Consider the following 12,914-nt stretch of genomic DNA (forward strand, 5'->3'; position numbering starts at 1 on the left):
TGCTTCCTTCGGGCGCTGATCAGCGCACCGACATCAGGAATTCGGCGATCGGACCAAGCGCAAGCGCAGGCAGGAAGGTGAGCGCGCCCACCACCACCACGACGCAGGCAAGCAAGGTGACGAACAGCGGCGTATGCGTGGGCAACGTGCCCGCCGAGGGCGGCACGTGGCGCTTGGCGGCGAGCGAGCCGGCCATGGCGAGCATGGCGATGGCGAGCAGGAAGCGCGACAGATACATGCACACGCCCAGCAGCACGTTCCAGAACGGGGTGTTGGCGGAAAGTCCACCGAACGCACTGCCGTTGTTGTTCGCTGCCGACGACACGGCGTACAGCACTTCGCTGAAACCGTGCGCACCCGGATTGGACACACCGGCCACGCCAGCTGGCGTCATCACCGCAATGGCCGTGCAGATCACCACCAGGGCGCAAGGCACCAGCACGGCGAGACTGGCCATCTTCATTTCGTGCGCTTCGATCTTCTTGCCGAGGTATTCCGGCGTGCGACCTACCATGAGTCCGGCAATGAACACCGCGACGACGGCGAACGCGAGCATGCCGTAGAGACCCGAGCCCACACCGCCGAAGATCACTTCACCCAGCTGCATCAGCCACATCGGCACCAGGCCGCCCAGCGGGGTGAGCGAGTCGTGCATGGCATTGACAGCGCCGCAAGAGGCTGCCGTGGTGATGGTGGCGAACAGGCCGCTGGCGGCGATGCCGAAGCGCGTTTCCTTGCCTTCCATATTGCCGCCCGCCTGCAGCGCGGAGGCTTGCTGATCCACGGCCAGGCCGTGCAGCGCAGGATTGCCGGCCTGTTCGGCGGCGATGGCGCCAAAGCAGAGCGGGACAAAAATAAGCAGCATGGTGGCGAGGATCGCCCAGCCCTGGCGGCGATCGCCCACCATGCTGCCGAAGGTGTAGCAAAGACCGCCCGGAATCAGAAAGATCGCCAGCATCTCGATGAAGTTGCTGAAAGGCGTCGGGTTCTCATACGGATGCGCGGAGTTCGCATTGAAGAAACCGCCGCCATTGGTGCCCAACTGCTTGATCGCGATCTGCGAGGCAGCCGGTCCCATCGGCAAGGTCTGCGTGGTGACCGTGGTCGACTTGGTCATGTCCTTGCCGGCCGCATCCTTCACCGTGTTGCCGGCGGCATCCTTCACCGTTTCCACGGCCGTCGTGTTCTGCACCAGCGGCACATCCACGTAGGACTTGAAGTTCTGCACCACACCCTGCGAGGACAGCAGCAGTGCGACGACCAGCGAGAACGGCACCAGTACGTAAAGCGTGGTGCGGGTCATGTCGACCCAGAAGTTGCCCACGCTGTTGGCGCTGCGACGCGTGAAGCCACGAACGACCGCCAGCAACACCGCAATGCCGGTCGCTGCGGAGAGGAAGTTCTGCACCGCCAGGCCCAGCATCTGGGTCAGGTAGCTCATGGCGCTTTCGCCGCCGTAGGCCTGCCAGTTGGTATTGCTGGCGAAGCTGATCGCGGTATTCATCGCCAGGTCCGGCGACAGCGCATCGAAATGCTGCGGATTGAGCGGCAACCACTGCTGCGTGCGCTGCAGTGCATAGACCGCAAACAGGCCGAGCATGTTGAACACCAGCATGGCGATGGCGTAACGGCGCCAGCCCATCTGCTCATCGCTGCGCACGCCGGCGAGGCGGTAGAGCAGACGCTCCAACTTGCCGCCCACGCGATTGACGCCGTTGGGCGTATCGGCAAACGCCATGGCCATGTATGCGCCGACCGGCTTGATCAGCACAAGCAGCACGGCCAGGAAAAGCACAACCTGGAAGAAATCGAAGGTGGTCATTCGAACCACTCCGGCTTGAGCAGAGCCACGCACAGGTAGCCCGTCAAGGCCACCGCGATCACGGCAGCCACGAGGTAGAAAGCGTTCATAGGTGGATCTCCCGCAGGAAAAGCGCGCGCCAGCAACGTCGTCGCCCGTGGCGACGACAGGCGATCAGGGACGGCGACCGAGGCGATCGCAGATCAGCAGAAAGCCGAGCGCCGCCGCAAACAGCACGATCGAAAAAAGCAGATAAAGGGCGTCCATTGAAGTCCGACTCACCGTCTTAGTTAACGGTGCAAATTGTCGGAAGCGGCGCATAAGAAAGGGGTAGCGAATTCACCCGGCCGCGTATAGAAACCGTAAAAATTTGCCCGGGGGCGTCTCGGGCGCCGTTTCCCCTGTGGGAGCGCACCCTGTGCGCGAACGCGGCCGAACAGGCCGCCCTACGGTCGGCGGTCGCGCACAGGGTGCGCTCCTACACGATCGGATCAGACCGCGTGGGAAATCACGTCGCCGTCATTCGCCGCCGGCGCGCGATTGACCGGATAGCCAGCCTCATCCCAGGCATCCAGCCCGCCCAGCAACGGGCGCACCCGCTTGTACCCGCGCGACATCAGCGCCTTGGCCACCAGGGCAGCCGAGGCCTCATTCGGGCACGTGCAGTAGATCACCAGCTCCGCATCGAGCGGCACGGCGTTGACGATGATGTCGACGCTGTTCACATCGGCCAGCAAGGCGCCGGGGATGATGCGCGAATCGAGCATGCGCGCCGCTTCCGAACGCACGTCCACGATGGCCGGATTGCGGCCCTTGTTGAGTTCGTCGTTGAGTTCCTGCACGGTGATGCGCGCCATGCGCAAGGCGCGGATCAGGCGGTGGCGCTGCCACCATTTCATGATGATGTAGAGCACCAGCAGGCTGCCGATCAGCATCAACGCCACGCTGCCGGCATTGGCCAGCGTGACCAGCAACTCATCGATCTGGGTCGAGAACACATAGCCCAGGCTCACCGCCACACCCACCCAGAGCAGCGACCCCAGGCCATCGAAAAACACGAACGGTGCCGTCCGCAGACCCATCGCACCGACCAGTGGGGGCGCCACGGTGGAGAGACCCGGCACGAACTTGGCGAGCAGCAATACGCCGCCGCGCCAGCGCTGGAAGCGCAGTTCCGACTGCTTTACGCAGGAATCGGGCGACAGCGAGATCCGGCACAGCGTGCGCATCACGCCGCCACCGAAATAGCGGCCTGCGGCATACCAGGCGTAGTCGGCCAGCAGGCAGGCCAGCACCGCCACGGCGACCACGCCGGTCAGCGGCAGACGCTCGGTCGACGCCAAAGCGCCCGCCACGATCATGGTCGGTACGGCCGGCAGCGGCACGCCCGCCTGCTCGATGAGCACGTTGACGAATACCAGCAGCAGCCCGTATTGGGCGATCAGCTCGATGATGTGGTGGGCCATGGCAAACCTCGACCGATGACATCTTGCGGCCCCTCCATCATTGGGGCCGGCGCTCGTAAAAACAATCGATTTTTCGTCTAAACAGGCTGACCCGATCTCAGCCTCAGTAGCCGACGACCTCGCCATCCTTGCGCATTTCGGTGGCACCCCAGTACACCCGCTGCTTCGGGTCGAACATGATGGCCTCGTAGCCGCCGAAATTGCCCGTACCCGCTTCGATCGTATAGCCGCGTCGTGTCAATTCGGCCTTCACGCCAGCGTCAAAACCCGATTCCATCTCCACCTTGCCGATGCCCAGCGAGGGCTCGCCGGTGGGCTCGGCATTGCCGTAGTGGCGCCAGCGCGCGGCATCACCGGCGTCCTGCACGTTCATGCCGAAATCGATGATTTTGGTCAGCACCTGCACATGAGCCTGGGGCTGCATGTCGCCGCCCATCACGCCGAAGGCCAGCCACGGCTCGCCATCCTTCATCGCAAAGCCCGGAATGATGGTGTGGAACGGCCGCTTGCCCGCGGCGTACACGTTGGCGGCCTTGGGCTTGAGCGAATACAGCTCGCCGCGATCCTGGAACATGAAGCCCAGCCCGTCGGCCACCAGGCCCGAGCCCATGCCGCGATAGTTGGACTGGATGATCGACACCATCATGCCGTCCTTGTCCGCGGTGGTGAAATACGTGGTGTCGCCATTGAACAGGCGCGGATCGCCAGGACCGATCGACGGGTTGGCGTGATCCAGATGGATCTCCTTGCGCCGCTGCTCCCCATAGGCTTCGGAAATCAGGCCCTTCATCGGCACATTGACGAAGTTCGGATCGGCGTAGAACTTGGCGAGATCTTCATAGGCCAGGCGCTTGGCTTCCAGCATGGCGGTGATGGCATCGGCGCTGCCCACACCCATCTTGCGCAGGTCGAAACCCTTCAGTATCTGCAGCATTTCCAGCGCCGCGAAACCCTGCCCGTTCGGCGGCAGTTCGTAGACGTCGACACCGCGATAATTCACCGATTGCGGCGTCACCCATTCGCCGTGATAGCTGGCGAAATCCTCGTAACGCAGGTCACCGCCGATGCGCTTGAAATAGGTGTCCATGGTGTGGGCAATAGCACCCTTGTAGAACGCATCGCGGCCGCCTTCGGCAATCAGGCTGAGCGTGCGGGCGAGATCGGGATTGCGAAACACCTCGCCTTCGGCAGGCGTGTGTCCATCGATCAGATACGTGTGGCGGGCGTTGTCCAATTCCTCGATCAGCCCCTTCTCGCGCTCGAACGCGGCGAAGTTGCCCTTCCAGTACTTGGCCACCAGCTGGGTGATGGGAAAGCCGTCCTTGGCATAGGCGATGGTCGGCGCCAAGTCGTCGGCGATCGGCAGCTTGCCGAACTTCTCGTGCAGCGCGAACCACGCATCGACCGTGCCCGGCACGGTGATCGGCAGCGAACCCACCGAGGGAATGTGATCCTTCACCGGCATGCCCGCCTTGGCATACGCGGCCTTCACCTCGGCCTGCATCTTGGCCAGGTCGCGCCCCTTCGCCGACGGGCCGGAGCCGTTGTAGCCATAGAGCTTGCGCGTTTTAGGGTCCCACACGATCACGAAGCAGTCGCCACCGATGCCGTTGAGCACCGGCTCCATCAGGCCGAGCGCGGCATTGGCGGCAATCGCCGCATCCACCGCGCTGCCGCCCTTCTTGAGGATATCGATGGCGACCTGCGAGGCGAGGGGCTGCTCGGTCGCGGCCATCCCGTGTTGCGCGATCACCGGCGAACGCGAGGCCCAGGTGTTGCCCGAGTAGCGATCGCCGCGGCTGATCTCCTGGGCCGTGGCGTGCCCTACGTAAAAGCTCGTCATCGCGGCGAGGGCCGTGACAGCGTAAAGACGCGATAGGCGGGATGGGCGTGCAGACATGGGCGGCCTCGTCGATGGTCAAATCGCGCGACGGCGGCGAGCTCAGCCGCCCCGTCACGTCAGCCCGACGTCATACACTGCCGGGCGATCCGATGCCAAGGAACGCCGCCGCATCTTTGAGCATCCGTGGCCGCGTTACGCGCCGCCGGCAGCAGGGGCGGTATCCAGACCTGCACGTCCTGCCTCGATACGACGAGCGCCGAGCAGCACCAGCGGCAACCAGACCAGGGTGAGCGCCGCCGCGCAAAGAAATACGCCATCGGTGCCGAGCCGGCCCAGCGCGATGCCGCCGACCGCGCCGCCGACGAAGGCGCCCAGGAACTGGCTGGTCGAATACGCGCCCATCGCCGCACCTCGCATCGAGCCGGGCGCCAATTGCGAGACCAGGCTGGGCAGCGCCGCTTCCAGCAGATTGAAGGCGGAGAAGAACACCGCCGCCGCCACCCCCAACACCGCCACGTGATCGCCGGACAGGCCAAATCCCAGCAACCCCAACCCGGTCGCGACGACACATACAGCCACCAGGTTCAGGCTTTGCGCGAGATCGCGCATGCGATGCAGGCAGGCGCCCAGCACAAAGGCCGCGATCACCATCACCGGCAGATAAAGCTCCCAATGACGATTCACCGGCAAATGCAGTCGGTTGGCCAACAGCAGCGGCAAGCCCACGAAGCTGGCCGTCAACAACATGTGCAGAAAGAACACCGACCCGTTGAGCACCAGCATGCGGCCATCACGCAACATCGACAAAACACTGGCCCAGTTGGCTGCTGCCGGCGCGGACGCCCGCTCCGGGGTGGGCACGATCAGCCACAGCAGCACGAGCGCCGCCAGGGCCAGGATGGAAGTGGCCGCGAACAGGCCGGAGAGGCCGGCCACGGCTTCCAGCGGCGGACCGAGAATCAGCGCCAGCAGAAACGCCACGCCGATGGATACGCCGATGATGCCCATGACCTTGCTGCGGTTTTCATGGCGCGTCAGGTCGGCGGCCAGGGCCGTGCCCGCACCCGCCACCGCGCCCATGCCCTGCAGGGCACGTCCGATCACGATGCCCAGCAGCCCGTGCGACATGGCCGCCACCAGGCCGCCGCCGGCAAATACCAGCAAGCCCAGGGTGATCGCCGGCTTGCGGCCGATGCGATCCGACAACAGGCCCAGCGGTATCTGCAGCAGGACCTGCCCCAGGCCATACACGCCCAGCGCCAGCCCGATCAGCCACGGCGTGGCGTCCGGCATCTGCTGCGCGTACAGCGAAAACACCGGCATGATCAGGAACAGGCCAAACAAGCGCAGGCTGATCACACAGGCCAGGGTCAGCGCGCTGCGTCGTTCAAGTGGGGAGAGTTTGCTCACCGGGGCTTCTTAAAAGGGTCGCATGAGTCACCGATTATACGTTTGACCCCAAAAAACCAACCGTGGTGCCGTGTCGCGGCGGTTTCTTGCGCCCAACTCTCTCTATAATCCCGTGATACGACGCTATGACTGCCTCATGACCACGACCCAAGCCGACACCCGCCGCTCTGCCGACTTTGCCGCCGTTCGAGGGCTCGCCGCTGCAGACATGCACCGGGTCGACTCCCTGATCCGCCAACGCCTGTCGTCGGACGTGGTGCTGATCAACCAGATCGCCGACCACATCATTGCCGGCGGCGGCAAGCGCCTGCGCCCGATGCTGCACGTGCTGGCGGCCAACGCTGCCGGCTACCACGGCGAGCATCACATCAAGCTGGCCGCAGTCATCGAGTTCATCCATACCTCCACCCTGCTGCACGATGACGTGGTGGACGAATCGGACCTGCGCCGCGGCCGCAAGACCGCCAACGCCCTGTGGGGCAACGCGGCCAGCGTGCTGGTGGGCGACTTCCTCTATTCGCGCTCGTTCCAGATGATGGTCGAGCTCGATGACATGCGCATCATGCGCATCCTGGCCGACACCACCAACACCATCGCCGAAGGCGAGGTGCTGCAGCTGCTCAACATCGGCAACGCCGACGTCGATGAAGCTGCCTACCTCAATGTGATCGAACGCAAGACGGCCGTGTTGTTCGCCGCCGCCACCGAGCTCGGCGGCCTGCTGGGCGGCCTGCCGGTGGAACAGTGCACCGCCCTGCGCCGCTACGGCATGCAGCTGGGCTACGCCTTCCAGATCGCCGACGACCTGCTCGATTACACCTCGGACGCAGGCACCCTGGGCAAGAACATCGGCGACGATCTGGCCGAAGGCAAGCCGACGCTGCCGCTGATCTACGCGCTGCAGCGCGCCGATGCCGAACAGAAGCAGTCGCTGCGCCACGCCATCGAACATGGCGGCCTCGATTCGCTCGACCGCATCATCGCCGCCATCCGCGATTCCGGTGCGCTCGAACGCACCCACGAACGCGCCGTGATGCACGCCGATGCCGCACGCGATGCACTGCGCGCCCTGCCCGATTCGCCGTGGCGCGACGCCATGGCGACGCTGGCGGACTATTCGGTGCAGCGCAGCTTCTGATTTTTCACGCGTGGCCCGCGACTCCCGCGTCACCGATCGACGGCGCCGGGCGGGCCTTTCCTGAGGCGACACCCCAAGCCATACTCGTTCTTGAACTCCCCGAGTGTTCAAGGACGACATGATGCCCAAGCCCGACCCACAGTGGATGGTGGACGCGTTTCATCCCTACCGCATAGCGCTGAACGGCGACGCGCTGGCGCCGTGGCAGATGATCGCCATTGCCGTCATCACCGTCGTCATCGCGCTCGTCAATGAATCGCGTGGATACGCGAAAAGGAAGAAACCGTTCCCCGGGTTCCGCAGCGGCGTGCTGATGGGCATGCTCGTGGCGACCACGATGCTCGGCCCGCTCAGCTGGATTTCTTACCGGGTGCTCTCGTCTGGCGCCATCCGATGCCTCATGAAGCGCTGCCAAGGCACGCAATTCACTGATATCAGCGGCCGCAGGCATTACGACAGTGATCGCTACGTCTCCATGACGTTCGATCCAGCCTTCTTCTGGACGAGTTACCTCATGATGTCGTGCTTTACCGTCATCGCGCTGATGTTGCTTTTTTCATGCATCCGCGCCTGCCTGCACTGGCGCGAACTCGACTGAGCGGCGGGCGACGAGGCGCGTCATGCGCGCCTCGTCCAAGCGCTTCAAGGGGTAGCCGTGAACGCCCCATGCAGCCAATCGCGCATCAAACGATAGCTACGCTGCGCCGCACGTTCGTCATAAGCGCACCCGGCGCTGTGCTGATCGGTTTCAGTGAAGCAATGCACCGCATTGCCCAGCACCACGAACTGCCAGTCGGCCTTGCTGCCGCGCATTTCGTCCATGAACTTGTCGGCGTCGGGCATGGTGCCCTTGTCGTCGGCGCCATTCATCACCAGCACGCGCGCCTTGATGTTCTTGGCCAGCGACGGGTCGTCGGTCTGCAGGCCGCCGTGGAACGACACCACCGCGGCCACGTCGGCGCCGCTGCGAGCCAGGTCAAGCACGGCGGAGCCGCCGAAGCAGAAGCCGATGGCGGCCAGCTTGCTGACGTCGATCGGCGCGCTCTTGCCCTGCGCCTTCAATTGCTCCAGCGCCAGGTCGATGCGTTTGCGCATCAGCGCGCGGTCGGTATACAGCGGCTTGGTCGCGGCCTTGGCCTGGTCGTCGTTGGTCGGGCGGATCTTTTCGCCGTACATGTCGGTGACCAGGATCACGTAATCCTTGCCCGCAATGCCTTCGGCCTTCTTGATGGCGCCATCGTTCACGCCATACCAGTTGGGCACCATCACCAGGCCGGGACGCTTGGTGGCGACGGCATCGTCATACACCAGCACGCTATGGAAGGTGGTGCCGTCCTGCGTCCATTCGACCGGCTTTTCCACCATCTTCGCCTGCGCGGCGAACGCGGCTCCTGACAGCAACAGCAAACTGCAAAGACGGGCAATGCGCATGACGTCCACTCCTGGTTGCGGGGTTTCGAACGGTCTACAGGCCGGCGGCGTGTTCCGCGAGTCTGCGTTTGATCGGTGACAACTTGTCGATGAGGCGCACGCCCAGACCACGCGCGGCCACCAGCGGCGAGGCCTGCCACGCATAGATGCGCGCCAGCGCATCGAAGCCCAGCGCGTCCATCGTGTCGGCACTGCGGCGGCGGCGCGCATAACGGCGCAGCACGTGGGGCGCGGCGATATCGCTGCCGGCATCGCGAGCAGCGACCAGGGTGTCACGCAGTTCCACCACATCACGCAAGCCCAGGTTTACGCCTTGTCCTGCCAGGGGATGCACCGCATGCGCGGCGTCGCCGAGCAGCACGAAGCGCTCGGCCTGATAGGTTTCGGCCAGCTGCAGGCGCAAGGGGAACGCCGCACGTGCGGTGGCGCCGGTGATGCGTCCGAGCCTGAAATCGCTGGCCACGCCGAGCGCGTCGAAGAACGCCTGATCGTCGAGCGCCAGTACACGCAGCGCTCCTGCTTCGGGTAGCGACCACACAATCGAGCTGCGACCGTCCGCCAGCGGCAGCAAGGCCAGCGGTCCGGTATCGAGAAAGCGTTGCCAGGCGGTGCCTTCGTGCGCGCGCTCCGTCGTGACATGCGCCACCACGCCACGCTGCGCATAGTCCCGCCCATGGGTTTCGATGCCCGCCATCGCGCGCAACGGTGAGGCAGCGCCATCGGCGGCAACCAGCAGACGTGCGGAAATCGTCTCCGCCTCCGCTCCCTGCAGGCTCAGCTGCACGCGATCCTCGAGCACCTCGTAGCCTCTGACTTGTGCGGGGCACAGGCGACGCACGCCGGCGGACTCCAGCGCCTGCCAGAGCTGCCATTGCACGAGATTGTTCTCGACGATGTAACCAAGCAGGTCGCGGTCCTGTTGCGCGGCATCGAAGTGGATGACCGCACCGCTCGCGGCATCCCATACGTGCATCTGCGCATAAGGACTCGCGCGCGACGCGCGGATGGACGTCCAGACGCCCAGGTCCTCAAGCAAGGTGATCGACGATGGCGCCAATCCCACGACGCGCAAATCCACTTCGTCTTGCACCGACCACGGTGCCGGCGCGCGGGCCTCGAGCAGTGCGGTGGCAAAGCCGGCACGCGCCAGCGCCAATGCCGTCGCCGCGCCGACCATGCCGCCACCCACCACGGCCACGTCAAGCGCAGGACCGCGACGACGCGATTCGCTGCGGGCGATCGATGTCACGCTCATGGCAGACGCTCCAGCACGGCCTTGGGCGGCTCGCCGCGGAAACCCATGCCACGCCGCGCCAGCAAACGCTGCAACGGCGGCAGGCGATCGAACGCCAGCATGGCCAAGGAACGCAACGGCGCCAGCAAGGGTTGCGGCAGGCAGGCCAGTTGCACCAGTCCATGGCTCATCGCCATGGTGCCTTCGCGATCCGGCGCACGGCGGGCCGCGTAGTTCGCCAACAAGTCTTCGGAACCCGGATCAGAGGCGTTGGTCAGCATCTCGGCCAGCGTCAGCGCATCGCGCAATCCCAGGTTGAAGCCTTGCGCGCCAATCGGATGCACCGTTTGCGCGGCATTGCCCACCAGCACCGCCCTCGTGGAGACCAGCGAACGCGCCGCCACCCGCTGGATCGAATAAGGGTGGCGCTTGCCGGGACGGCTCAGCCGCCCCAGCCGCCAACCGAAGCGCTCTTGCGCCAGCGCGATAAAGGCCTCGTCATCCATCGCTTCGACGGCCTTGGCTTCGGCTTGCGACACGGTGAGCACGAGTCCGCAACGACGATTGGCGAGCGGCAGCAGGGCGATCGGTCCGTGGTCGGCAAAGCGTTCGTAGGCACGCTGCGCGTGGTCGCGCTCCGGCGTCACCGTGCAGACAAACAAGGTCTGGCGATAATCATGGCGCTCCGCCTCGATGCCCAACCGTTCGCGCACGAACGAGGCGGTGCCATCGGCGCCGACCAGCAGCGGCGTCTCGATCTCGACGACCTCGTCCTTGGTCTGGATGCGCGCGCGCCAACCATCGGCCACCGGCTCCAGCGACTCCACCCGCGCGGGCGCCAGGCGGCGCAGGCGCGTGCATTCGTCCAGCCGCCGCAGCAGTGCCGCGCCCAGTTCGCGCGCAGGCAGCGTCCAGCCCAGGGCATCCACGCCCTGCCGCGCCGCATCCATCTGCACGCTGCCGAACTCGCCGGCCCGCGTGACGTGGATGTGATGGATCGGCGTGGCCTGGGCCGCGGCGTGTTTCCACACGCCAATGGCAGTGAGGCCGTTCACGGTAGCGCGCGCCAGGGCGAGGTTGCGTTCGTCGTAGCTGGGCTGATCGCCGATGCGTGGCGCCGCCGCTTCGACCATCACGGCATCGATGCCGGCCGCGTCCAGGGCGATGGCCAGGCTGGCGCCGACCAGTCCGCCGCCGACGATGAGCACCGGCCGCGTGGCAGCAGGCTGGGAGGATGAGTTCGTCATGACGCCGCATGATACGCGCCGGGGATGCTCTGAACTATGACGTGTGGAAGGCCCGACGACAGCGAGCCGCTGGACCCCGGGCCTGACTCTGCCCAATTGCGATAGACTTGCCGCTTGCATTCGACGCGACCTTTTTGGAGCAGCTCATGGCTAAGACGCAGACCCAGCGCCTAGGCATCTTCCTGGCCTTGGCCGTGGTGATGGCCGCGACCCGTATTCACCTTTCGCTGTTCCATCACGATGTGTGGGATGCCTCGTGGGGCATCTTCTTCCTGGCCGGCTTCTGGCTGCGCGGCTCAGTGCGCTGGGCGTTGCCCCTGTTGCTGGCCGAGGCCGTGCTGGTGGACTACCTGGTCATCAGCAACCAGGGCATCAGTTTCTGGGATCACTACTGCGTCTCGGCGGCTTACTGGGCCCTGGTCCCGGCATACGCCAGCCTGTGGCTGGGCGGCAGCTGGCTGGCCGGCCAGAAGCTGGGCCTCAACGCGCGCAGCCTCGGCTTCACCGTGGCCGCCCTGCTGGGCAGCTGGCTCGCCTGCTACGTCATCTCCAACGGCAGCTACTACTGGCTGAGCAGCACCGTGCCGCAGCCGCGCAGCTTCGCCGCATGGTTCGAGAACATGGTCGACTGGTACGGCTTCTTCCTCGAGACCACGGTGCTTTATGTGGCGCTGGGTCTGGTGGTGCATGGCCTGGTGGTGCAGCTGTCGCGCATGCTCGGTCACGCTGATTCCTCCAAGCTGTCGCACTGATCTCCATAGGCAAGCCGCGATGGGTAACCGTCTTTCGAAGATCTACACGCGCACGGGCGACGACGGCAGCACCGGTCTGGGCGACGGTTCGCGCGTCGCCAAGGATTCATTGCGCGTTGGTGCCTACGGCACGGTCGATGAGCTCAACAGCACGATCGGCATGGTGCTGGCCTGCGATGGCGTGGGCGAGGATGTGCGCGAAACGCTGACCCAGGTGCAACACGACCTGTTCGACCTGGGCGGCGAGCTTTGCATCCCGGGCATGGCGATGGTCCATGACGCCGATATCGACCAGCTCGAGCAAGTACTCGATCACTTCAACGATCCGCTGCCGCCGCTGAAGGATTTCATCCTGCCGGGCGGCGGCATGGCCGCGTCCTGCTGCCATCTGGCACGCACGGTGTGCCGACGCGCCGAGCGCGAGGTGATTGCGCTGGGTCGCGTGGAAGAAGTCCGCCCGCAAGCGCAGCGCTACCTCAATCGCCTGTCCGACCTGCTGTTTGTGCTCGCGCGCGTGCTGGCCCGTGCCAGTGGCCACGGCGAAGTGCTGTGGCAGCACGAGCGCCGCCGCAAGCCCCAGGCGTGACCCTCG

Annotated in this window: 12 protein-coding genes; 4 read left to right on the forward strand and 8 right to left on the reverse strand. The window is 65.2% G+C overall.

Features of this window, described 5'->3' with window-relative positions:
* Positions 1–19: 19 nt before the first annotated feature.
* From kdpA to AC1DE1_RS12095, 5 genes are all read right to left on the reverse strand, one after another.
* Positions 20–1,822: a potassium-transporting ATPase subunit KdpA gene (kdpA, locus tag AC1DE1_RS12075; protein ID WP_477179101.1), complete on the reverse strand. Its 1,803-nt coding sequence runs from the start codon at positions 1,820–1,822 to the stop codon at positions 20–22.
* Positions 1,819–1,911, reverse strand: a complete 93-nt coding sequence (gene kdpF / locus AC1DE1_RS12080) for a K(+)-transporting ATPase subunit F (protein WP_121882515.1) — start codon at positions 1,909–1,911, stop codon at positions 1,819–1,821. Before kdpF ends, kdpA begins: the two co-directional genes overlap by 4 nt.
* A gap of 381 nt (positions 1,912–2,292) precedes the next feature.
* On the reverse strand, positions 2,293–3,267 hold the full coding sequence (locus AC1DE1_RS12085; protein WP_441604383.1) for a VTT domain-containing protein: 975 nt from the start codon (positions 3,265–3,267) through the stop codon (positions 2,293–2,295).
* Positions 3,268–3,370: 103 nt separating this feature from the next.
* On the reverse strand, positions 3,371–5,110 hold the full coding sequence (ggt, locus tag AC1DE1_RS12090) for a gamma-glutamyltransferase (RefSeq protein ID WP_477175194.1): 1,740 nt from the start codon (positions 5,108–5,110) through the stop codon (positions 3,371–3,373).
* A 192-nt stretch (positions 5,111–5,302) separates the two neighbouring features.
* Positions 5,303–6,520 (reverse strand): MFS transporter, encoded by a 1,218-nt coding sequence (locus AC1DE1_RS12095; RefSeq protein ID WP_477174968.1) that lies wholly within the window; start codon positions 6,518–6,520, stop codon positions 5,303–5,305.
* A 136-nt stretch (positions 6,521–6,656) separates the two neighbouring features.
* Here AC1DE1_RS12095 and AC1DE1_RS12100 point away from each other — a divergent pair, with 136 nt between their 5' ends.
* Both AC1DE1_RS12100 and AC1DE1_RS12105 read left to right on the forward strand, forming a co-directional pair.
* The gene (locus AC1DE1_RS12100) at positions 6,657–7,658 is read left to right on the forward strand and encodes a polyprenyl synthetase family protein (protein WP_441604385.1); all 1,002 of its coding nucleotides are present in this window, start codon (positions 6,657–6,659) and stop codon (positions 7,656–7,658) included.
* Positions 7,659–7,779: 121 nt separating this feature from the next.
* Complete coding sequence (locus tag AC1DE1_RS12105) at positions 7,780–8,256, forward strand: hypothetical protein (protein ID WP_477179102.1); 477 nt, start codon at positions 7,780–7,782, stop codon at positions 8,254–8,256.
* A 44-nt stretch (positions 8,257–8,300) separates the two neighbouring features.
* Here AC1DE1_RS12105 and AC1DE1_RS12110 read toward each other — a convergent pair whose 3' ends face one another.
* From AC1DE1_RS12110 to ubiH, 3 genes are read right to left on the reverse strand one after another with little or no spacing between them, the layout of a single operon-like run.
* Positions 8,301–9,089 carry a dienelactone hydrolase family protein gene (locus AC1DE1_RS12110; protein ID WP_477174969.1) on the reverse strand — a complete coding sequence of 263 codons (789 nt, stop codon included), beginning with the start codon at positions 9,087–9,089 and terminating at the stop codon, positions 8,301–8,303.
* Between the two features lie 34 nt (positions 9,090–9,123).
* The gene (locus AC1DE1_RS12115; RefSeq protein ID WP_477174970.1) at positions 9,124–10,344 is read right to left on the reverse strand and encodes an FAD-dependent oxidoreductase; all 1,221 of its coding nucleotides are present in this window, start codon (positions 10,342–10,344) and stop codon (positions 9,124–9,126) included.
* Positions 10,341–11,570 carry a 2-octaprenyl-6-methoxyphenyl hydroxylase gene (gene ubiH / locus AC1DE1_RS12120; protein ID WP_477174971.1) on the reverse strand — a complete coding sequence of 410 codons (1,230 nt, stop codon included), beginning with the start codon at positions 11,568–11,570 and terminating at the stop codon, positions 10,341–10,343. The genes AC1DE1_RS12115 and ubiH overlap by 4 nt, the downstream gene beginning before the upstream one ends.
* A gap of 146 nt (positions 11,571–11,716) precedes the next feature.
* On the opposite strand from ubiH, the gene AC1DE1_RS12125 reads away from it, so the two are divergent.
* Both AC1DE1_RS12125 and AC1DE1_RS12130 read left to right on the forward strand, forming a co-directional pair.
* Positions 11,717–12,322, forward strand: a complete 606-nt coding sequence (locus AC1DE1_RS12125) for a hypothetical protein (protein WP_441604390.1) — start codon at positions 11,717–11,719, stop codon at positions 12,320–12,322.
* Positions 12,323–12,341: 19 nt separating this feature from the next.
* A complete protein-coding gene (locus tag AC1DE1_RS12130; protein ID WP_477174972.1) occupies positions 12,342–12,908 on the forward strand; it encodes a cob(I)yrinic acid a,c-diamide adenosyltransferase in 567 nt (188 codons plus the stop codon).
* The last annotated feature ends 6 nt before the right edge of the window (positions 12,909–12,914 follow it).

This window comes from Dyella sp. 05T440 (genome assembly GCF_056395965.1).

Excerpts from the sequence above, each read along its gene's own strand:
- AC1DE1_RS12110 (WP_477174969.1), bottom strand. The coding sequence starts at position 9,089 with ATGCGCATTGCCCGTCTTTGCAGTTTGCTGTTGCTGTCAGGAGCCGCG.
- ggt (WP_477175194.1), bottom strand. The coding sequence starts at position 5,110 with ATGACGAGCTTTTACGTAGGGCACGCCACGGCCCAGGAGATCAGCCGC.
- AC1DE1_RS12125 (WP_441604390.1), top strand. The coding sequence starts at position 11,717 with ATGGCTAAGACGCAGACCCAGCGCCTAGGCATCTTCCTGGCCTTGGCC.
- AC1DE1_RS12115 (WP_477174970.1), bottom strand. The coding sequence starts at position 10,344 with ATGAGCGTGACATCGATCGCCCGCAGCGAATCGCGTCGTCGCGGTCCT.
- AC1DE1_RS12130 (WP_477174972.1), top strand. The coding sequence starts at position 12,342 with ATGGGTAACCGTCTTTCGAAGATCTACACGCGCACGGGCGACGACGGC.
- kdpA (WP_477179101.1), bottom strand. The coding sequence starts at position 1,822 with ATGACCACCTTCGATTTCTTCCAGGTTGTGCTTTTCCTGGCCGTGCTG.
- AC1DE1_RS12105 (WP_477179102.1), top strand. The coding sequence starts at position 7,780 with ATGCCCAAGCCCGACCCACAGTGGATGGTGGACGCGTTTCATCCCTAC.
- ubiH (WP_477174971.1), bottom strand. The coding sequence starts at position 11,570 with ATGACGAACTCATCCTCCCAGCCTGCTGCCACGCGGCCGGTGCTCATC.
- kdpF (WP_121882515.1), bottom strand. The coding sequence starts at position 1,911 with ATGAACGCTTTCTACCTCGTGGCTGCCGTGATCGCGGTGGCCTTGACG.
- AC1DE1_RS12100 (WP_441604385.1), top strand. The coding sequence starts at position 6,657 with ATGACCACGACCCAAGCCGACACCCGCCGCTCTGCCGACTTTGCCGCC.
- AC1DE1_RS12085 (WP_441604383.1), bottom strand. The coding sequence starts at position 3,267 with ATGGCCCACCACATCATCGAGCTGATCGCCCAATACGGGCTGCTGCTG.